The following is a 21,550-nucleotide window of genomic DNA, read 5'->3' as shown; positions in this document are numbered from 1 at the left end:
AGGAGAATTACAAATGACTATTAAACGGGCTTTAGTAAGTGTTTCGAATAAAGAAGGAATAGTACCTTTTGTTAAAGGCCTTGTAGATAACGGTGTTGAGGTTATTTCAACAGGTGGTACAAAAAAAGTTCTTGAAGAAAATGGCGTAAAAGTAATTGGAATTTCAGAGGTAACCGGCTTTCCTGAAATTCTAGATGGAAGAGTGAAAACTTTACATCCTGCGATCCATGGCGGCTTACTTGCAATGCGTAATAGTGAAAGCCATATACAGCAAATTAAAGAACATAATATTACACCAATTGATCTGGTAGTTGTAAACTTATATCCTTTCCAAGCAACAATTGCAAAGCCGGATGTAACGTTTGCTGACGCAATCGAAAATATTGATATTGGCGGTCCAACAATGCTACGCTCTGCAGCGAAAAACCATCAAGATGTAACAGTTGTTGTAGATCCAGCTGATTATGAGGTTGTACTTGAAAGTGTTAAAGCTACGGGTGGAGTTAGTGAAGAACAAAATAGAAAGCTTGCAGCTAAAGTGTTCCGTCATACAGCAGCATACGATGCTGTAATATCTGAATACTTAACTAAAGAAGTGGGTGAAGAAAGTCCAGAATCTTTAACTGTAACGTTTGAGAAACGTCAAGATTTACGTTATGGAGAAAATCCTCACCAAAAAGCAACATTCTACCGTAAACCTTTAAGCTCAACATCTTCGATTGCAGCAGCAAACCAGTTGCATGGTAAAGAATTATCATACAACAATATTAACGATGCTGATGCTGCATTAAGTATTGTGAAGGAATTTGACCAACCTGCAGTTGTGGCTGTAAAACATATGAATCCATGTGGTGTAGGTGTCGGTGAAACCATTGAGTCTGCGTATGATAAGGCTTATGCTGCAGATCCTGTGTCTATTTTCGGAGGAATTATTGCGGCAAACCGTGAAGTTGATACAGCAACTGCTCTAAAGATGAAAGAAATATTCTTAGAAATTATTATTGCCCCTGCTTTTACAGCGGAAGCACTTGAAGTTTTAACAGAAAAGAAAAATATTCGCTTATTAACAGTTGACTTTTCTGAAGATAATAAAGTTCAAAATAAATTGACATCTGTACATGGCGGTTTACTTGTTCAAGAAGAAGACAGCTTAGGTTTAGATGAAGCAACAATCTCAATACCTACAAAAAGAGAACCAACAGAACAAGAATGGGCAGATTTAAAATTAGCTTGGAAAGTAGTAAAGCATGTAAAGTCGAATGCGATTGTTTTAGCTAAAGATGATATGACTATAGGTGTAGGCGCTGGACAAATGAATCGCGTAGGCTCTGCGAAAATCGCGATTGAGCAAGCTGGAGACAAAGCGCAAGGCTCGGCTATGGGATCTGATGCTTTCTTCCCAATGCCTGATACAGTTGAAGCGGCTGCTGCTGCGGGTGTTACAGCAATCATTCAACCGGGCGGGTCTGTTCGTGATGAAGATTCTATAAAGAAATGTGACGAGTTTGGTATTGCAATGGTGTTTACTGGTGTTCGTCATTTTAAACACTAGTATGAAATTTGCTGTATGTGGCTAATCCATTTCGTGCTTTTTTTAATTATTAATGAACAATATTGATCTTAAAATGATAGCGAGAGTTTTATACGGAGTTACGGTCCTTTATTATTATAAAAAAGGCACTTTTGGATTTTTTTCCGGACATATAAGCCGTTATTTTACGAATACACCACAGAAACATGGCTAATTCCTTAAAATAGCGGATTGTATGTCCGATAAGCTAAAAAAACTGCCTATTTATAGGGAATAAGGAACTATATTTCCGCTATGACAAAGGAGCTTGCGTTATTCGCATTGGATGTTCGCATACATCCCATATACGCAGGGTGAAAATGAAATTATTACAAATATCAACAGCGCATAGTATCCAAGGAGCTTGCGCCATTCTAAATAACATCCGATTATAAAGGAGAGTTTTTAAATGAAGGTTCTTGTTATTGGACGAGGTGGACGTGAACATGCACTAGCGTGGAAATTTGCACAAAGTCCTCAAGTTGAACAAGTATTTGTTGCACCGGGGAATGACGGAATGACAGATGTAGCAACACTTGTGAATATAGATGAAAGCGAACATGATAACTTAATACAATTTGTAAAAGATGAAGGCATTTCATTAACATTTGTAGGGCCTGAAGCGCCTCTTCAAGATGGTATTGTCAATAAATTTGAGGCAGAAGGATTGCGCGCTTTCGGACCTCGTCAAGAAGCGGCCTTAATAGAAGGAAGTAAGTCATTCGCAAAAGATATTATGAAGAAATATAATATTCCAACAGGTGCTTACGAAACATTTACTTCATATGAAGATGCTAAAGCATATATTGAAGAAAAAGGTGCACCTATTGTTATCAAAGCAGATGGTTTAGCAGCTGGTAAGGGTGTAACGGTTGCGCTTACTATAGAAGATGCGCTAGCAGCTATTCATGAGATGATGAATGAAGCTAAGTTTGGCGATGCAAGCAGTAAGGTTGTCGTTGAAGAATTTCTCGAGGGTGAGGAGTTTTCCTTGATGGCATTTGTAAATGGTTCAAAAGTATATCCGATGGTGATTGCACAAGACCATAAGCGTGCCTATGATGGAGATAAAGGACCTAATACTGGAGGAATGGGGGCTTATTCGCCTGTTCCGCAAATATCAAACGAACAAGTGGAAAAAGCAATACAATCCATATTGCAACCAACAGCTGAAGCACTTATTCAGGAAAATCGTACATTTACAGGAATCTTATATGCTGGGCTAATTTTAACGGCTGATGGACCTAAGGTTATTGAATTTAATGCGCGTTTCGGTGATCCTGAAACACAGGTTGTTTTACCTCGTTTAGAAAATGACTTAGCTCAATTAATAAACGATATATTAGATGAAAAGCCTGTTACACTAACATGGTCCGAAGAAGCTGTCATTGGGGTAGTTCTTGCATCTGAAGGTTACCCTGGAGATTATGTTAAAGGGAAACTGATCAATGGAGTTGGCGAGACATCTCCAGAAACACTTGTTTTCCATGCTGGAACTAAAAAGACGGACCATGGTTTTGTAACAAATGGAGGCCGCGTGCTTTTGGCAGCTATTAAATCTACCAACTTAGCGGAAGCACAAGCTGCTCTTTATAAACAAATGGTTCATTTTGATTCACCGCATACATTTTATCGTAAAGATATAGGATATCGTGCTATCTAGCTCGTCTCCTTTTAATGAAGACAAACATAATAGCAATGATTCCGCCAATTAACGCAGCATAGACAAACGACATATCAAGGACATATTCCCAAAACAAAGTATCACTCCTTTACAATTCGTCATATTATTTTGCTGCCCCTGTAATTGTTATTACAGGGGATTTTTTTGCAATCTAACTTGGGTTTACCACTTCTTTTTGACTATCTGTGGAATCATGTTGCTGTTGTTGCTGATTTGGACCTTGCTGTTGCTGCCCGTTTTGGTTTTGTTGCTGCTGATATTGTTCAAATAATGCAGTTAAAGGGCAAAATTTAGTGATCCCTTCAGCAACTTTCATAGCAGCCATTACTGCCACAAAAAAGTAAGATTCTCGCCAAGGGCGTTTAACCATCTTAGCGGTGGACCATGAAAGCATGGCAAGGCCGAAAGTAATACGAACCAGTGCATTAACAATACCGATGTTTGGTTTAATCATTAATAATGTGCCTCCTTAACAATTGTCAATAAAATTTAATAATTTTTACATGTCTCTTTAGTGCGTTAAACTGTGACATGTGTTACGATAGGGTAAATTAGGAAAAAACTCGGAAATATTAAATTTTAATTCCGATGTCATTTCTATACTATCCAAAAAACTAACTTCGATAGTAAAAAGGTAGAACGGAGGATTACCATGCCAGATCAACGATACAGATGGAGGACCAAACAGCTACGTGAGCAAATCGCAGTGGTAGATGGAAAGAAAGCACCCTCCATACTGCTTAAAAATGCAACTTATTTAAATCAATATTTAAAGAAATGGATAACTTCAAATATTTGGATTTATGATAATCGCATTATTTATGTAGGAAATGCATTACCTGAAAATACATCTAAAACGGAAATTGTGGATTGTGAAAACTTGTTTGTTGTACCAGGTTATATTGAGCCACATGCCCATCCGTTTCAGTTATATAATCCCCATACGTTTGCCCAATATGCATCACAAAGGGGAACGACAACAATCATTAATGATAATTTAGTTTTTGCTTTACATCTTTCAAAAGAGAAAGCGTTTTCTTTGATGGATGAGCTAAAGGACGTACCAGCATCTTTATATTGGTGGTGCAGATATGATGCGCAATCAGAAATCGAAGGTGAAAATCAAATTTTTTCTCCAGAAAATTTAAAGGATTGGTTGGAACATGATTTAGTGCTGCAAGGCGGAGAATTAACATCATGGCCAAAGGCTCTAGATGGAGATGACTTTTTTATACATTGGATGCAGGAAACGAAACGTTTAAGAAAGCCGATTGAAGGCCATTTTCCTGGTGCATCAGAGAAAACATTAACGAAAATGAAGTTGCTGGGTACAGATGCTGATCATGAGTCAATTACGGGTGAAGACGTATTAGTCCGCTTAACTCAAGGGTATACTACTGCTTTAAGGCATTCATCAATTAGACCTGATTTACCCAAATTACTAGATGAGCTTAAAGAGCTTGGAGTGGATCACTATGACCGACTTATTTATACGACTGACGGATCACCACCTACATTCTATAAAGATGGTGTGATTGGTCCATTGATAAAAATTGCATTGGAGAAAGGTGTTCCACCAATCGATGCATACAATATGGCTTCATACAATGTAGCAAGACATTATGATATAGAGCATTTGCACGGTGTCATCGGGCCTGGCCGAATAGCCAATCTAAACTTCTTAGAGGATATTAACAATCCTAAACCTGTTTCCGTTATGGCAAAGGGCAAATGGATTAGAAGAGATGGGAAAAACATCAATTATCCTACAGAATTCTCGTGGGACAAATTTGGATTTAAGCCATTGGAATTAAATTGGGAATTGACAATGGATGATATGCAATTTTCGATGCCGTTAGGAATGGAGATGGTTAACTCCGTTATTACAAAACCATACTCATTAGGAATAGATGTTTCAGTCGATGAACTATCATTTGACCATGATGAAAGTTTTCTAATGCTTGTTGACCGAAATGGACGTTGGCGAATAAATACGATAATAAAAGGGTTTGCAAATAAACTGCATGGATTTGCAACTTCTTATTCAAATACAGGCGATTTTATTTTAATAGGTAAAAGTAAACGAGATATGTTAACTGCGTTTAGTAGGATGAAGGAAATCGGCGGTGGAATTGTATTAGTTGAAAATGATACAGTAATTAAAGAAATTGAACTTCCACTAGCTGGTGTAATGGCAGATAAAGGGATGGAAGATTTAATTAAGGATGAACTGGAGTTATTGAAATTACTTCAAGAACGAGGCTACCATTTCGTTGATCCAGTTTATACCTTGTTGTTCTTATCTTCTACACATTTACCATATGTGCGAATTACACCGCAGGGAATTTTTGATGTTATGAAAAAAGTGGTACTCTTTCCCTCGATTATGCGTTAAACTATTAAAGTATATAAATAATAAAAGGATCGTGGCTTAGATGAAACGTCCAACTTACAAAATAGCAACATTACTAATGATTGTATCTATCATTATATTTGGCTGTAGTAATAAAGAGACGATTGCCGAACCAAGTGAAGAACCTGAGATTGAATATGTTGATTCAGATATTAATGAGGAACCGTCTGAAGAAACTAAAGAAGCTGCGGCACCTGTTTATGAAAATATATTTCCATTAACAGGATTAGGAACGAATGAACCTATTGATCAACGGATCTTTGCAATAATGATTAACAATCACCCTAAGGCACGGCCCCAATCTGGATTGCATAAAGCTGATATCGTATATGAGATATTAGCAGAGGGCTATATTACAAGGTTTTTAGCTGTCTACCAAAGCGAGCTGCCAGAGGTTGTTGGTCCTATTAGAAGTGCAAGAGATTATTATATACATCTTAGCAAGGATTTGGGAGCGATTTATGTAGCATATGGCGGAAGTCCTGAGGCGTTTGATTTACTTCAACATCGAGCTGTGACCGACTATATTGGCGGTATTGTTCGAAAAGGCTATGCAGATGATCAATTTTTTTATCGTGCAAATTTCAGAAGTGCACCACACAATGTTTATATTAAAGAAGAGAATCTGCTAAAGGCTGCAGAAGTGCGAAATTTTGCTTTATCACAAGATGTCGAGCCTTTCTCGTTCTCAACTGGTAATGACTTAACGCTTGTAAGTGGTGAAACTGCTGAAGAGGTAGTAATTAATTATGCTAGTTCATATACGGTTAACTATAAATATGACGGCGAATTAATGGCATATGTACGGTATTCAAATGGTGAAAAAACAATAGACCGTGAGACTGAAACACCGTTGAGAATAAGCAACATCTTTATTGTTGAAGCCCCACATAAAGTGATCGATAATGCAGGGCGTCGGGATATTAAACTAACTGGAAATGGCAAAGGGTACTTAATCCAGCGGGGACTTGTTCAGGAAGTAGAATGGGAAAATAGAAATGGACGTATTGTGCCTATTAAAAATGGAGAAATTCAAAGCTATGTTCCAGGACAGACTTGGGTTAATGTAATCCCGAATAAACCTGGATTAGTTGATACAGTTTCTTTTGGCAGCAGTAATGACAAGGAGTGAAAAGGTTATTATGCAAATTGATAAGTTACGAGGGCAATCCCTTGATCAGCTTTTTGAAGCCATTCTTTCATTGAAAGATATGGAAGAGTGCTATCGTTTTTTTGATGATTTGTGCACTGTGAATGAGATTCAATCATTATCGCAACGTTTAGAAGTTGCTCGTATGCTCCGAGAAGGTTTTACCTATCATAAAATTGAAACGGAAACAGGTGCTAGTACAGCAACTATATCACGTGTTAAAAGATGTCTTAACTATGGAAATGATGCATATACGATGGCGCTTGATCGTATTGCAGGTAACAAACTCCCAAAGGAAGCTGAATAAGCTAGTCGATTTTCAAAGCCGAGTTCTTAAAAGTGAATCGGCTTTTTTGTTTGTTTAAATTTGTTATAATACGATATGTAGATAGTACCCAGGAGGAATGTTATGTACGACATAAAGGAATGGAAACATATTTTTAAGTTGGATCCAAATAAAGACATTTCAGATGAAAATCTTGAATTAATATGTGAATCTGGAACAGATGCTGTGATGATTGGCGGTAGTGATGGCGTCACCATTGATAATACCATTCATATGTTATCAAGAGTAAGACGCTATACAGTACCATGTGTATTAGAGGTATCGTCTATCGAATCTATTAGTCCCGGTTTCGATTTTTATTTTATCCCCTCTGTGCTAAATAGTAATAACCCTAAGTGGATCGTTGAATTTCACCATCAAGCAATAAAAGAGTATGGTGAAATTATGAATTGGGATGAAATTATTGTCGAAGGGTACTGTATTCTAAATAAAGATTCGAAGGCTGCAATTAAAACGGAAGCAAACACGGAGTTAGCACTTGATGATGTTGTTGCATACGCAAGTCTAGCAGAACGCATGTTTAATTTGCCCATTTTTTATTTAGAGTATAGTGGCATATATGGAGACCCTAACGTCGTCCAAAAAGTCAAGTCTTCCTTAAAGCAAACGCAGTTATTTTATGGCGGCGGCATAACTAGTGAAACACAGGCAGCTGAAATGGCGCAATTCGCAGATACTGTTGTGGTTGGCAATTGTATATATGATAATATAGCAATGGCATTGAAAACTGTCCAAGCTGTAAAAGGTTAAAATTGATATCGGAAAGCAGATCATGTTACACTAAATATATAAAGAACGAGTGTTCGTAAGGTGGTGCGGTAATTTGCAAACGAAAAGTGAAATGCTCCTAAGTGGATTGAATCCTGAGCAGCAATCGGCTGTTAAATGTACGGAAGGTCCGCTATTAATTATGGCAGGAGCTGGAAGTGGGAAAACGAGAGTATTAACTCATCGAATAGCTTATTTGATGGCTGAGAAAGAAGTGCAACCATGGAATATATTAGCGATTACATTTACTAATAAAGCCGCAAGAGAAATGAAGGATCGTGTTGCCAATATCGTCGGGCCAAAGGCGGAAGAAATTTGGATTTCAACCTTCCATTCCATGTGTGTAAGGATATTACGTCGCGATATTGATCGAATAGGGGTTAATCGGAATTTCTCTATTTTGGATACGACGGATCAGCTGTCAGTCATTAAAAAAATATTAAAAGAAAAAAATATTGATCCTAAAAAATTCGATCCAAGATCGCTGTTAGGTTCTATTAGTAGTGCGAAAAACGAGTTGATCTCGGCAGAGGAATTTGAGAAAACAGCCGGGGACTATTATTCAAGAACAGTTAGCGAAGTGTACAAAATTTATCAAGAGCGTTTAAAGAAAAACCAATCCCTCGATTTTGATGATCTTATTATGATGACAATTCAACTATTTCAACGGGTTCCGGAAGTTCTTGAATTTTATCAAAGAAAATTCCAGTATATTCATGTCGATGAATATCAGGATACGAATCGTGCGCAGTATATGCTTGTAAAATTTATGGCTGCTAGATTCAAAAACCTTTGTGTAGTTGGGGATTCAGATCAATCGATTTACCGCTGGCGTGGAGCAGATATTGCTAACATTCTTTCATTTGAAAAAGATTATCCGAATGCAACGGTTATTCTACTGGAACAAAATTATCGATCAACTAAACGTATTCTTGAAGCGGCAAATGTCGTCATTGAGAATAATTCAAATCGTAGACCCAAAAAACTATGGACAGAAAATACCGAAGGCCAAAAGCTTACGTATTACCGCGGTGATACGGAACGAGATGAAGCCCATTTTGTTGCAGGTAAGATTAAAGAGTTAGTAGAAAGCGGCAAGCGTCGCTATAGTGAAATTGCGATTCTTTATCGTACCAATGCACAGTCGCGGATTATGGAGGAAGTACTACTTAAATCTAATATTCAGTATAATATTGTTGGCGGTATGAAGTTCTATGACCGTAAGGAAATTAAGGATATACTAGCTTATTTACGATTGATTGCTAATTTAGATGATGATATTAGCTTGGCGCGCATCGTGAATGTCCCGAAAAGAGGAATTGGAGCGTCGACCTTAGATAAAGTTGCAAATTATGCAATTGATAAAGACGTTTCAATTTTTGAAGGCTTAAAAGAAGTAGATTTCATTGGTTTATCAGCTAGATTTACAAATGTGTTGGCTGAATTTAGAGATCAGTTAAAGCATTGGAATCAAATGCAGGAGTTCTTATCAGTTACAGAGCTTGTGGAAGAGGTTTTAGAAAAAACAGGATATCGAGAAATGTTAAAAGCTGAGAAAACATTGGAAGCACAAAGCAGGTTAGAAAACATCAATGAGCTTTTATCAGTTACACAAAACTTTGAAAAAACAAGTGAGGATAAAAGCTTAATCGCATTTTTAACAGACCTAGCGCTAGTTTCAGATATTGATACTGCTGATAAAGAGGTTGACCCTCACGAAACAGTTGTTTTAATGACTTTGCATTCTGCAAAAGGGTTAGAGTTTCCAACAGTATTCTTAATGGGGTTAGAGGAAGGGGTCTTTCCACACAGTCGTTCGTTGATGGATGATGACGAGATGGAAGAAGAACGACGCCTTGCATATGTAGGGATTACTAGAGCTGAGCAAGAGCTTTTCCTAACAAATGCGCGGATGCGCACATTATTTGGTCGAACAAATTCAAATCCGGTTTCCCGATTTATCGGTGAAATTCCAAATGAGCTTATTGATGACCTTCAAGAGAAAGATCAAATGATGGACCAACGGACCTTACAACAATCGCCATTTGCTGCTAGACCTAGACCTGCTATCCAACAATCTGTTATTCGCCCAGTTGTTTCGAAAACAGGTGGTGAGTCGATTGGTTGGGGTGTAGGTGATAAAGCTGAACATAAAAAATGGGGTATCGGTACAGTTGTTAGCGTAAAAGGTGCTGGAGAGGATAAAGAGCTCGATATAGCATTTCCTCAACCTATTGGAATTAAGAGGTTATTAGCAAAGTTTGCTCCAATTACAAAGGTCTAAGGATGGTTGTTGAATGACAATACAAAATGATAAAAATAGAATTATTGAGCTGCGCGAGCTTTTAAATCAATATAACTATGAGTACTATGTGCTGGACAAACCTACTGTTGAGGATTATCAATATGATCAGCTCATGAATGAATTGATTCAGTTAGAAGAAATTCATCCAGAATTAGTTACTCCAGATTCCCCTTCACAGCGTGTCGGCGGTGCTCCACTTGATGCATTTGTAAAAGTGGAGCATCAAACACCGATGTTAAGCTTAGGTAATGCCTTTAATGAGACAGATTTACGAGACTTTGATCGACGAATTCGCCAGGAAGTTGGCGATCAATTTTCGTATGTGTGTGAGCTTAAAATTGATGGCTTGGCTGTTTCGCTTCGCTATGAAAAAGGTATGTTTGTATTAGGAGCAACTCGTGGCGATGGTACGATTGGCGAAGACATTACCAATAATCTTAAAACTATTCGTTCTATACCGTTAAAATTGAAAGACGAGCTAGATCTGGAGGTTCGCGGTGAAGCGTTCATGCCAAAACAATCGTTTGAAAAGTTAAATGCAGCGCGTGAAGAAAACGGTGAGGAACTATTTGCAAATCCAAGAAATGCAGCTGCCGGCTCTTTAAGACAGCTAGATCCGAAAATAGCTGCTAAACGGAATTTGGATGTCTTTTTATACAGTATTGGAGACATACAAGGGAAAACGCTTGATTCACATAGTGACGGACTTGATTTTTTAGAAGAAATTGGCTTTAAAACAAATCCAGAGCGGAGAAGATGTGCCAATATAGAGGAAGTGCTGCAATACATTGAAGGTTGGGTTGATAAACGTCCGAGTTTGCCATATGAAATCGACGGCATTGTAATTAAAGTTGATTTATATGAACATCAAGAGCAGCTTGGATTCACAGCTAAAAGTCCTCGCTGGGCAATTGCTTATAAATTTCCAGCAGAAGAGGTTGTCACGAAATTAATTGATATTGAGCTAAGTGTTGGCCGTACAGGGGTTGTCACGCCAACTGCCATTTTAGAGCCTGTTCGAGTAGCGGGTACAACAGTAAAAAGGGCATCGTTGCATAACGAAGACTTAATTCGCGAAAAGGATATTAAGATTGGTGATCAAGTTGTCATAAAAAAAGCGGGAGATATTATCCCAGAGGTTGTCAACGTTCTTGCTGATAAACGTACCGGTGCCGAGCAAAGCTTTGAGATGCCAAAGGAATGTCCGGAGTGCGGCAGTGATTTAGTACGCTTGGAGGAAGAAGTGGCTTTACGGTGTATAAATCCGAAATGCCCGGCACAAATTCGTGAGGGGTTAATTCATTTTGTTTCAAGAAATGCGATGAATATTGATGGCTTAGGTGAAAAGGTAATCACTCAATTATTTAAAGAGGACCTTATTCATGATGTCGCAGATATTTATCAATTACAACGTGAAGAGCTCTTGAAACTTGAGCGAATGGGCGAAAAATCTGTTGATAATTTGCTTGCTGCGATTGAAACATCGAAAAACAATTCATTAGAGAGATTGATATTCGGCCTAGGAATCCGTCTTGTAGGCTCTAAAGCGGCAAAAACATTGGCGCAGCATTTTGAAACAATGGAAAAGCTGCAAGGAGCAACGGTTGAAGACCTTACGGCTATTTTCGAAATTGGCGAGAAGATGGCAAACTCGATTGTTGAGTACTTTTCTTTACCACAGGTATCACAATTAATAGATGAATTAAAAAGCTATGGCGTTAATTTAGAGTATAAAGGTCCAAAACTAGTAAATGCTGCTGAAATCGATTCTGTTTTTGCTGGAAAAACAATAGTATTAACTGGTAAGCTTGAGCAATTATCACGAAATGATGCTAAAAAAGAGATAGAGGCTTTAGGTGGTAAGGTAACAGGCAGTGTAAGTAAAAAAACAGATTTAGTAATTGCTGGTGAGGATGCTGGGTCGAAGTTAGATAAAGCCAACGAATTAGGCATTGAAGTATGGGATGAGGCTAGATTAGTTCGTGAATTACAGTCATAAAGGGGGAAGGGGATTGCAGAAAAGGTTTAATTTGATTTTAATTTTGCTGTTACTATTATCGGCATGTACCCCCAATTTTGAGAAAGATGAAGAAATCGTTCAAGAAACAGAAGAAACAACAGAGCGAGCGATTATTCCTAAATATAAAATCTCAGATGAATATTATCGGGCCATTTTGCCTTTTAAACCAGGTAAAGCCAGGGGACTTGTTAGCAGTACGGTTTATAACCGTCTTGATATGGATGAGTTGGATATGGGATTAATGCGGATTGCCCAAGATAATTTTGAGCCGAACACCTATTATTTTCAAGAAGGTCAGTATTTAACAACGGAAATGGTTGAAAAATGGATAAGTAGAGCTGATGAAAATAACCAAGAAGGGCTAAATCCGCCGCTAGATCCACAAACAGCAACGGTTGAGGATTATCGAAATACTCCAAGATATTTATCGCATGTTATGGAACATAATTATTTGAAGAAAGACGATGAAAACAAAGTCGAATTAGGTGGAGTGGTCATTGGATTAGCACTGAAATCTGTTTATTATTTTAACGAACCAACAAATGGCTATCCTAGAGAAGAGGAGATACCATTTGCAGAGTTAGAAAAACAAGGAAAAGAGATTGCGCTTCAAGTACTTCAACGAGTTCGAAGTATTAAGGGATTAGAGGAAATTCCAATTACGATCGCTTTGTTCAGGGAACAACCAAGAGAGTCGATTGTTCCGGGTAATTTCTTTGCAAAAGCCTATATAAGTGGAAATGATAATACAATCTCAAAATGGGAACCGATTAATGAACAATATCTACTCTTTCCGTCGGATGAGGCAAGAGATTTATATTATGACGACTATACAAGAATGGTGAATTTCACTAATGATGTAGATACTTATTTTCCGAATTATATTGGTGTCATTGGCAGTGGGTACTATTTAGATGACCAATTACACGAAATGACGATTGATATACCGATTCAGTTCTATGGTAAAGCGGAAATTATTGGCTTTACCGAATATATAACCGGTCTCGTCATGGATCACTTCCCGTCTTATATTGCTGTACACGTGTATATATCATCGATAGATGGTCCTGAAGCACTTATAACTCGGAATGCGGGAGAAAACCAAAAGCCAATCGTTCATATTTATCGTTAGTTCCTTAATTATATATTAACAACTTAATAGTGGTAAATATAAACAAATCCCCCTTCCTATTATTTAGAAGGGGATATTTGCATAAATTAAGGGCTATTTTAAATACTTATGCTATGATAGTGAAGGTGCCTAATTGTGATTTTGTTTGCAGCTGGTAAGGCCTAATAAGGGTATTTTAATTCAAGCACTGATTATAATCTTTTTTTAAGATGTATACTACTCTAACTTATCGATTTACACATCTTGAATAATAGTATTAAACTTTGGTATTATCATGGTATTGTTAATAACTGAACATGTCCTATTATTACTATTTATTGTGGATGATAGTAAAAAAAAGTAAGAGATTACCGAAATATCATCATACATAGTTGAGCTTTTAGCTCGAGAAACGGACAAGCATTCTATTTAAAAATATGGTGGAGGTGAACGGGAATGTCACGTATTTCAGAGGAGCAAGTGAAGCACGTTGCACATTTAGCGCGTCTAGCAGTTACAGAAGAAGAAGCGCAAAACTTTACAAAGCATTTAGATGCTATTATTGGGTATGCAGAACTTTTAAATGAATTAGATACAGATAATGTTGAACCGACTACGCATGTTCTTGACATAAAAAATGTTCTTCGCAAAGACGAATCACGTCAATGGTTATCACAGGATGAAGCACTTAAAAATGCACCGGATAAAAAAGATGGTCAATTTAGAGTTCCATCGATTATTGAGTAAGGAGAGGAGGGTATACTATGTCTTTATTTGAAAACAAACTATCAGATCTGCATTTAATGCTCCATAAAAAAGAAATCAGTGTTACTGATTTAGTAAATGAATCATATAACAGAATTAATCAAGTTGAAGATAAAGTCAAAGCCTTTATTACATTGAATGAAGAAAAAGCTAGAGAAGTAGCTAGTCAATTAGATCAAAATCTTTCTAGTAAAGATCAATTTGGGCTATTGTTCGGAATGCCAATTGGTGTGAAAGATAACATTGTGACAAAAGGTTTACGTACAACGAGTGGAAGTAAAATTCTGGAGAATTTTGATCCGGTTTACGATGCAACTGTAACTGAAAAGTTAAATGAAGCTGAAGCAGTTATCATTGGTAAATGTAATATGGATGAATTTGCAATGGGTTCCTCTAACGAAAACTCGGGCTTTTTCCCAACAAAAAATCCTTGGAATTTAGACTATGTACCAGGTGGTTCAAGTGGTGGCTCAGCAGCGGCAGTAGCTGCAGGTGAAGTTCCATTTTCATTAGGTTCTGATACAGGCGGCTCGATTCGCCAACCGGCTTCTTTTTGTGGTGTAGTTGGATTAAAGCCTACATATGGCTTAGTATCACGTTTCGGGTTAATCGCTTATGCATCATCGCTTGATATTATCGGACCAATCACAAGAAGTGTAGAAGATAATGCATTTATCCTTCAAGCTATTGCAGGACATGATAAAATGGATTCTACGTCTGCGAATGTAGAGATACCAGATTATCTTTCTGCGTTAACAGGTGATGTGAAAGGTTTAAAAATTGCGGTTCCAAAGGAATACATAAGTGAAGGTGTAAATGAGGAAGTTCGCAATGCTGTTATGAACGCGCTAAAAGTTTTAGAAAGCCAAGGTGCAACATGGGAAGAGGTATCATTACCACATTCTAAGTATGCCGTTGCTACTTACTATCTACTGGCTTCATCAGAGGCATCTGCTAACCTTTCACGTTTCGATGGTGTCAGATATGGCCACCGTTCAGAAAATGTAAAAAATATTTTAGATGTATTTAAAATGTCTAGAAGTGAAGGTTTCGGTGAAGAGGTAAAACGCCGCATCATGCTTGGAACATTTGCTTTAAGTGCAGGTTATTATGATGCTTATTATAAAAAAGCTCAAAGAGTCCGTACTTTAATTAAGCAGGACTTTGAGAATGTATTTGAAAAGTACGATGTTATTATAGGTCCAACTGCACCAACACCAGCATTTAAAATAGGTGAAAAAATTATGGATCCTCTAACGATGTATGTTGAGGATGTATTAACTATCCCTGTGAATTTAGCGGGTGTGCCTGGAATTTCAGTTCCATGTGGATTCTCAGGAAACGGCTTACCGATAGGTTTACAAATTATTGGCAAACATTTTGATGAAAGTACGGTTTATCGTGTGGCGCATGCGTATGAGCAAGCAACAGATTACACACGTCAAAGACCGCAGCTGTAAGGGGGGAGAAACAGATGGCTTTTGAAACAGTAATCGGACTTGAAGTTCACGTAGAGTTAAAAACAAATTCGAAAATCTTTTGCGGTTGTTCAAACGAGTTTGGAGCAACCCCTAACAGCAATACATGTCCAATTTGCCAAGGTCACCCAGGCGTGTTACCTGTTGTAAATCATCAAGCTGTTGAATTTGCAATGAAAGCGGCAATGGCTTTAAATTGTGAAGTTGCTACTGAAACAAAGTTTGACCGTAAAAACTATTTTTATCCGGATAATCCAAAAGCATATCAAATCTCACAATTTGATAAGCCGATTGGCGAAAACGGTTGGATTGAAATTGAAGTAAATGGTGAGAAAAAGAAAATTGGTATCACGCGTATTCATATGGAAGAGGATGCAGGTAAACTTACACATACAGGTGAAGGTTCTTCCTTGGTCGATTTAAATAGACAAGGTACACCGCTTGTTGAGATTGTATCTGAGCCTGATATTCGTACACCAGATGAAGCATATGCATATTTAGAAAAATTAAAGTCAATTATTCAATATACAGGGGTTTCTGATTGTAAAATGGAAGAAGGCTCGTTGCGTTGTGATGCTAACATTTCACTTCGACCTGTAGGACAAAAAGAATTTGGTACAAAAACTGAGTTAAAGAACTTAAACTCATTTGCATTTGTAAAAGCGGGTCTAGAGTATGAAGAAAAGCGCCAAGAGCAGGTTCTTATTACAGGCGGTGTGATTGAGCAAGAAACACGCCGTTATGATGAAGCAAAGAAGAAAACACTCTTAATGCGTGTAAAAGAAGGTTCTGACGATTATCGTTATTTTCCAGAACCCGATCTTGTTGATATATATATTGATGACGAATGGAAAGCTAGAATTCGTGCAGAAATTCCAGAGCTTCCAGATGCACGTCGCAATCGTTATGTAAATGAATTAGGCTTACCTGCATATGATGCAGCTGTTTTGACAGTATCCAAGGAAATGGCAGATTTCTTCGAGGCAACTGTTAGCGCAGGAGCTGAAGCAAAATTAGCATCAAACTGGATTATGGGTGAGTTGTCAGCTTATTTAAATGCAAATAACGTTGAGCTTCATGACATTAAGCTAACGGCAGAATCTTTAGCGAAAATGATCAGCCTAATAACAAAAGGTACCATTTCTTCAAAAATTGCTAAAGATATCTTTAAAGAGCTTGTTGAAAATGGTGGCGAGCCAGAAAAGATTGTAGAAGAAAAAGGTTTAGTCCAAATTTCTGATGAAGGTGAGCTGCGCGGCATCGTTGCAGATATCGTTGACAGCAACCCAAAAGTAATAGAAGACTACAAGAGCGGTAACAAAAAAGCATCTGGTTTCTTCGTAGGACAAGTCATGAAAGCAACAAAAGGCAAGGCCAATCCACAACTTGTAAACAAACTAATTGCAGAAGAGCTAGCCAAAAAATAAAAGTGTTTTTTCGACAGGTGCCTGCATTGCATCAGGTGCCTGTCACTTGTTGAAAAATGTCGAAAAAATCCCCGTTAAGTAGAAATACTTAGCGGGGATTTTTTTGATATTCAATTTAGAATATGTGAATGAAACGCTGTACTATATAGGGTAGGTTTACAAGGTGTGCTTAGGCCTTGTGGTGCTGGCAGTAAGCTGCACTGCAAGTGGCTGACCGCCTGCAACAAAGTAAACAGCATCCGATTGTCATGCGGTGCGGCAATTATAGCTCTTTATACTCCGAATCTTGCTTTTACCTTGATAATAAAATATAACGCGGAAATCCCAAAGAAAGCGATAATCAACTCAATAACCCATATATTCGTCAATATACCTACTTGGTAAAGAGCAGGGGCAATATCTAGTAAAGCATGTAAACCTATTGCATAGACCACATATATAAATTTATGTTCCCTTACCCCTAACAAAACAATTAATGAGAATGCTATATGGAGAAGAATCGCAAATACACGTTCCAATCCGGCTACGATTGACATTGCGAAATTTGAATTCATAATCTGGTTCTTTATCTGTTCGACTTGTTCGGGTGGGGCGCTAGCGCCAATTGTCGCATCAAACATGCCATTATTTATTAAGTTAGCGATTACTAGGCTATTGATAGCTGTCAATGCCCCTATCAAAATAGCCTCAATTCCTCCATGTCCAATGCCGAAAGATAATCCATCATAATAGTTTCGATTCTTTCTGAGCAATACTTTAAATCCAAAATACCTGCCAAGTTCTTCAAAAACTCCTGCTGCTAAAGCGCCGTATAAAACGAATGCGATCTTACTATCCGTCATTTTTAATGCAGGGACAGGACTTGAAAGATCAATTACTAGGAGATGCAAAAGCTTTTCAAGAATTTGCGAAAACACTATAAATATGACAATTCCTATAAAAAAGGACTTCCATGAAAAGGTATGTTTTCTTTTTAAATAAATAATAAGGGCTGTTGGGAATGCTAAACAGATGATGATTTGCAAAACCATGCCAGCTATTTGGAGTTGTGAAACCATTTAATATCATTCCTCTATTTTGATTTAACAATAGTTAGTATGCTACAAATTATATTTATTAAAATGGTTACCTAGAAGTTGTTTTAATTTATGAAATATCGGGAATTACAAACGTATGGTGTGAATTCTGGAGATAGTTACTGTTGTTGTCGCTCATCTAACAGCCTTTTTATATTTTTTATATCTTTTTCAAACATCATCATTGGAATTTCGAGCTTTTCCTTTTCCGTATTAATATGGAGAAAAGGAAACATTGTATCAACAGATAGATGCGTATGTTGAAATTCAATAGATTTAATAGAATGAATATCGACGGACTTTCGTTGAAATAGTGTTTGGTAGGTAATTGTACCGTTTTTGATAATTACCCTAAGAGAATGAATATATATAATATAAGAAAGGAAACCGATTAATGATAATGATGAGACAATTAAAAACTCATCATTGATGGAATTTTGTTTAATGTTTTGTAAAGCTCCAGAAAATAAGAGGGCAAAAAGAATGACTGTGATAATATTTGCTAGTCTTGGGGAACTATTAAAAATATACATTTGCCATTCCTCCATTATTAATTTTTGGTTTGTCCAGTTTCTGCACATGTAGGCTCGAGACATCACCGTCGGAAGAAATTCGTTGCCAGTGCTGACCAAGGAGCTTGCGCGTTTCTCTAATATATTCATGTGTGAATGAAATTGTTCCAGTAAAATAATAAATAATTAAAATTGCTTATGTACAAAAATTCCGATATGATGTTAAATAGTGGAATCAATCATGTAATGCTAGGATGGATAATCATGCAAAGAGCACGTGTTATTTATAATCCAACATCAGGAAGAGAAATTTTTAAACGTCATCTACCAGAAGTATTAGATCGTCTCGAAGGCGCAGGTTATGAGACATCTTGTCATGCCACAAAAGGACCAGGAGATGCAACGACTGCCGCTAGGATCGCAGCTGACCGTGGTTTTGATGTAGTTGTGGCGGCAGGCGGAGACGGAACAATTAATGAAGTAGTAAATGGACTAGCTGAGCAAAAGCACAGACCTAAGCTTGGCGTGATCCCTGTAGGGACAACTAATGACTTTGCCCGTGCGATACATGCTAATAAGTCTATCGAAAAAGCGTGTGAAATCATTACGGAAGGCTCGACTAGAAAAATTGATATTGGTAAGGTGAATGATCAGTATTTTATTAATATTGCCGGGGGCGGAAGAATAACGGAGCTAACTTATGAAGTTCCTAGTAAATTAAAAACAGTACTCGGTCAAGTGGCATACTACCTCAAAGGTGTTGAAATGCTGCCTTCCATCAAGCCAACACCATTAACAATTGAGTATGATGGCAAGCTTTTTGAAGGCGAAGTGATGTTGTTTTTAGTATCCAATACAAACTCTGTAGGTGGCTTTGAAAAGTTGGCTCCAAAAGCCCAGTTAGATGATGGAATGTTTGATATCATTATCTTAAAAAAGTCAACAATGGCAGATTTTGTTCGAATTGCCACAATGGCGCTACGCGGTGAACATTTGAATGATGATCTTGTTATCTATACAAGAGCTAACCGTGTAAGAGTGTATTCTGATGAAAAAGTTCAATTAAATCTAGATGGTGAATTTGGCGGCTTATTGCCAGCTGAATTTGTTAACCTTTATCAGCATATTGAAATTTTTGTACCAAAAGAATATGGTAATTAGATAAAGGTGAACCTGTCTAATAGGTTTACCTTTTTCTACTGCTCATTATTTACATAAAAATAAAGGAAGTATGCGAATGGCAAAAGAAGTGGCACCAGTAGCCAAAAATCAAATTATCAATGTTACATTTGAAGATTTAACGCATGATGGAGCCGGTGTGGCAAAGGTTGAAGGCTATCCGATCTTTGTAGCCAATGGCCTGCCTGGAGAGAAGGGGCAAGTTAAAGTAACAAAGGTTAAAAAAGGCTATGGATATGGCCGATTGTTGGATATTTACGAACAAAGTGCAGCTCGGCAGGAACCGTTATGCCCGATCTATAATCAATGTGGCGGCTGTCAGCTCCAGCATATGTCATACGCGGCACAGCTCGCTTATAAAAAGAAACAGGTTTCTGATGTACTAACGAGAATTGGTAAGCTAGAGAACGTGAACGTACATGATGTGTTAGGTATGGAGGATCCTTGGAGATACCGTAATAAAGCTCAAGTTCCAGTCGGGGAACGTGAAGGTGGGTTAGTGGCTGGTTTTTATCAGCAACGAAGTCATAACATTATTAACATGGACCGCTGCCTGATCCAGGTTGAAGAGAATGATGAAATTGTACAGGGTGTAAAAGTAATCGCAGAGCAAAATGGTGTATCTGCTTACAATGAACAAACACACCGAGGTGACTTGCGTCATATTATGACTCGTTATGGGCGCCATACAAAAGATGTGATGGTTGTTTTAATTACGCGCTCTAGCAAGCTCCCAAATCAAGATAAGATAATTGATGAAATTAAAAAACGCTATCCTCAGGTCAAATCAATCGTCCAAAATATTAATAAAAAGCGTACAAATGTTATTTTTGGAGATGAAACAAAGTTACTTTGGGGTGAAGAGTATTTATATGATTATATCGGTGATATCCGTTTTGCAATTTCAGCACGTTCGTTTTACCAAGTTAACCCGGAGCAAACAAAGGTCCTCTATAATAAAGCGCTAGAGTATGCGGAGTTAACCGGCGAAGAAACAGTAATTGATGCGTATTGCGGAATTGGAACCATTTCGTTATTTCTAGCACAAAAGGCTAAGAAGGTATACGGTGTGGAAATTGTCCCAGAGGCAATTGAAGATGCTAACCGGAATGCCAAATTAAATGGGATGACGAACGTGGAGTATGAGGTCGGACAAGCAGAGGTTGTCATTCCAAAATGGTACGAAAATGGTATAAAAGCGGATGTCATTGTCGTCGATCCCCCGAGAAAAGGCTGTGATGAATCACTACTACAAACGATTATTGATATGAAATCAAAGCGGGTTGTCTATGTATCCTGCAATCCTGGTACATTAGCCAGAGACTTACGGATATTAGAGGCTGGCGGCTATAAGACCACTGAGGTACAGCCGGTGGATATGTTTCCTCATACGACGCATGTTGAGTGTGTAGCGCAACTTATTTTAAAAGAAGGCAACTAACCCTTTGGGTGTTGCCTTTTCATGTTTCTTGTATCCGATTAGCAAAACTGTATGGTTATTTCACCTTCAAATTCCATACTAGTCTGATTCAAAATAAGGATGTGAAGTTGCCGTTTTTTGATACGGACTCAATAATGATCCCAGAGGGTGGTCATCCTTGGTTCATTTATACAAAAAAAATAGTAGCACAAACCCTAGCCGGGGTCTGTACTACTAATGTTAGTATGTTTTACTGGCACTTGTTATGTGCCTACAAAGAGAGCTATTCGGCTTTTATCGTCATCAGATGTAGTTTCGTCAGTTGC

Annotated in this window: 18 protein-coding genes; 14 read left to right on the top strand and 4 right to left on the bottom strand. The window is 37.8% G+C overall.

The window, feature by feature from the left end; translation table 11 throughout:
- Window positions 1-13 precede the first annotated feature (13 nt).
- Together purH and purD are read left to right on the top strand one after the other, a co-directional pair.
- Entirely contained in the window at window positions 14-1,552 is a 1,539-nt protein-coding gene (gene purH, locus C1724_RS16930; protein ID WP_102347877.1) for a bifunctional phosphoribosylaminoimidazolecarboxamide formyltransferase/IMP cyclohydrolase, read from the top strand.
- Between the two features lie 427 nt (window positions 1,553-1,979).
- Window positions 1,980-3,233: a phosphoribosylamine--glycine ligase gene (purD, locus tag C1724_RS16925; RefSeq protein ID WP_102347876.1), complete on the top strand. Its 1,254-nt coding sequence runs from the start codon at window positions 1,980-1,982 to the stop codon at window positions 3,231-3,233.
- Here the strand turns inward: purD and C1724_RS26460 are convergent.
- Both C1724_RS26460 and C1724_RS16920 read right to left on the bottom strand, forming a co-directional pair.
- Window positions 3,226-3,330, bottom strand: coding sequence for an EYxxD motif small membrane protein (locus tag C1724_RS26460; protein ID WP_374703459.1), 105 nt, complete (start codon window positions 3,328-3,330; stop codon window positions 3,226-3,228). The genes purD and C1724_RS26460 overlap by 8 nt on opposite strands.
- Before the next feature lie 75 nt (window positions 3,331-3,405).
- Window positions 3,406-3,708, bottom strand: a complete 303-nt coding sequence (locus tag C1724_RS16920) for a YgaP family membrane protein (protein ID WP_102347875.1) — start codon at window positions 3,706-3,708, stop codon at window positions 3,406-3,408.
- A gap of 198 nt (window positions 3,709-3,906) precedes the next feature.
- On the opposite strand from C1724_RS16920, the gene C1724_RS16915 reads away from it, so the two are divergent.
- From C1724_RS16915 to gatB, 10 genes are all read left to right on the top strand, one after another.
- Window positions 3,907-5,649: an adenine deaminase C-terminal domain-containing protein gene (locus tag C1724_RS16915; RefSeq protein WP_102347874.1), complete on the top strand. Its 1,743-nt coding sequence runs from the start codon at window positions 3,907-3,909 to the stop codon at window positions 5,647-5,649.
- Window positions 5,650-5,689: 40 nt separating this feature from the next.
- Window positions 5,690-6,799, top strand: coding sequence for a DUF3048 domain-containing protein (locus tag C1724_RS16910; protein ID WP_102347873.1), 1,110 nt, complete (start codon window positions 5,690-5,692; stop codon window positions 6,797-6,799).
- 10 nt (window positions 6,800-6,809) lie between these two features.
- The gene (locus C1724_RS16905) at window positions 6,810-7,124 is read left to right on the top strand and encodes a YerC/YecD family TrpR-related protein (RefSeq protein WP_102347872.1); all 315 of its coding nucleotides are present in this window, start codon (window positions 6,810-6,812) and stop codon (window positions 7,122-7,124) included.
- 102 nt (window positions 7,125-7,226) lie between these two features.
- Window positions 7,227-7,913, top strand: a complete 687-nt coding sequence (locus C1724_RS16900) for a heptaprenylglyceryl phosphate synthase (protein WP_102347871.1) — start codon at window positions 7,227-7,229, stop codon at window positions 7,911-7,913.
- Between the two features lie 91 nt (window positions 7,914-8,004).
- Window positions 8,005-10,215 carry a DNA helicase PcrA gene (gene pcrA / locus C1724_RS16895; RefSeq protein WP_102347973.1) on the top strand — a complete coding sequence of 737 codons (2,211 nt, stop codon included), beginning with the start codon at window positions 8,005-8,007 and terminating at the stop codon, window positions 10,213-10,215.
- A 13-nt stretch (window positions 10,216-10,228) separates the two neighbouring features.
- Entirely contained in the window at window positions 10,229-12,235 is a 2,007-nt protein-coding gene (gene ligA / locus C1724_RS16890) for an NAD-dependent DNA ligase LigA (protein ID WP_102347870.1), read from the top strand.
- A gap of 13 nt (window positions 12,236-12,248) precedes the next feature.
- Window positions 12,249-13,388 (top strand): CamS family sex pheromone protein, encoded by a 1,140-nt coding sequence (locus C1724_RS16885; protein ID WP_102347869.1) that lies wholly within the window; start codon window positions 12,249-12,251, stop codon window positions 13,386-13,388.
- Window positions 13,389-13,823: 435 nt separating this feature from the next.
- The gene (gene gatC / locus C1724_RS16880; RefSeq protein WP_102347868.1) at window positions 13,824-14,114 is read left to right on the top strand and encodes an Asp-tRNA(Asn)/Glu-tRNA(Gln) amidotransferase subunit GatC; all 291 of its coding nucleotides are present in this window, start codon (window positions 13,824-13,826) and stop codon (window positions 14,112-14,114) included.
- Between the two features lie 17 nt (window positions 14,115-14,131).
- Window positions 14,132-15,592, top strand: coding sequence for an Asp-tRNA(Asn)/Glu-tRNA(Gln) amidotransferase subunit GatA (gene gatA, locus C1724_RS16875; protein ID WP_102347867.1), 1,461 nt, complete (start codon window positions 14,132-14,134; stop codon window positions 15,590-15,592).
- 14 nt (window positions 15,593-15,606) lie between these two features.
- Window positions 15,607-17,037 (top strand): Asp-tRNA(Asn)/Glu-tRNA(Gln) amidotransferase subunit GatB, encoded by a 1,431-nt coding sequence (gene gatB, locus C1724_RS16870; protein ID WP_102347866.1) that lies wholly within the window; start codon window positions 15,607-15,609, stop codon window positions 17,035-17,037.
- Window positions 17,038-17,309: 272 nt separating this feature from the next.
- On the opposite strand, the gene C1724_RS16865 is transcribed toward gatB, so the two are convergent.
- A complete protein-coding gene (locus C1724_RS16865; RefSeq protein WP_102347865.1) occupies window positions 17,310-18,095 on the bottom strand; it encodes a YhfC family intramembrane metalloprotease in 786 nt (261 codons plus the stop codon).
- A gap of 137 nt (window positions 18,096-18,232) precedes the next feature.
- Window positions 18,233-18,646 (bottom strand): hypothetical protein, encoded by a 414-nt coding sequence (locus C1724_RS16860; protein ID WP_102347864.1) that lies wholly within the window; start codon window positions 18,644-18,646, stop codon window positions 18,233-18,235.
- A gap of 243 nt (window positions 18,647-18,889) precedes the next feature.
- On the opposite strand from C1724_RS16860, the gene C1724_RS16855 reads away from it, so the two are divergent.
- Window positions 18,890-19,786: a diacylglycerol kinase gene (locus tag C1724_RS16855; protein WP_102347863.1), complete on the top strand. Its 897-nt coding sequence runs from the start codon at window positions 18,890-18,892 to the stop codon at window positions 19,784-19,786.
- 76 nt (window positions 19,787-19,862) lie between these two features.
- A complete protein-coding gene (rlmD, locus tag C1724_RS16850) occupies window positions 19,863-21,245 on the top strand; it encodes a 23S rRNA (uracil(1939)-C(5))-methyltransferase RlmD (protein ID WP_102347862.1) in 1,383 nt (460 codons plus the stop codon).
- The last annotated feature ends 305 nt before the right edge of the window (window positions 21,246-21,550 follow it).

It is taken from the genome of Bacillus sp. Marseille-P3661, from assembly GCF_900240995.1.
GTDB lineage: Bacteria > Bacillota > Bacilli > Bacillales > Bacillaceae_J > OESV01.
Note: the sequence above shows the minus strand (reverse complement) of the source record. Positions and strands in the feature narration are given on the sequence as shown.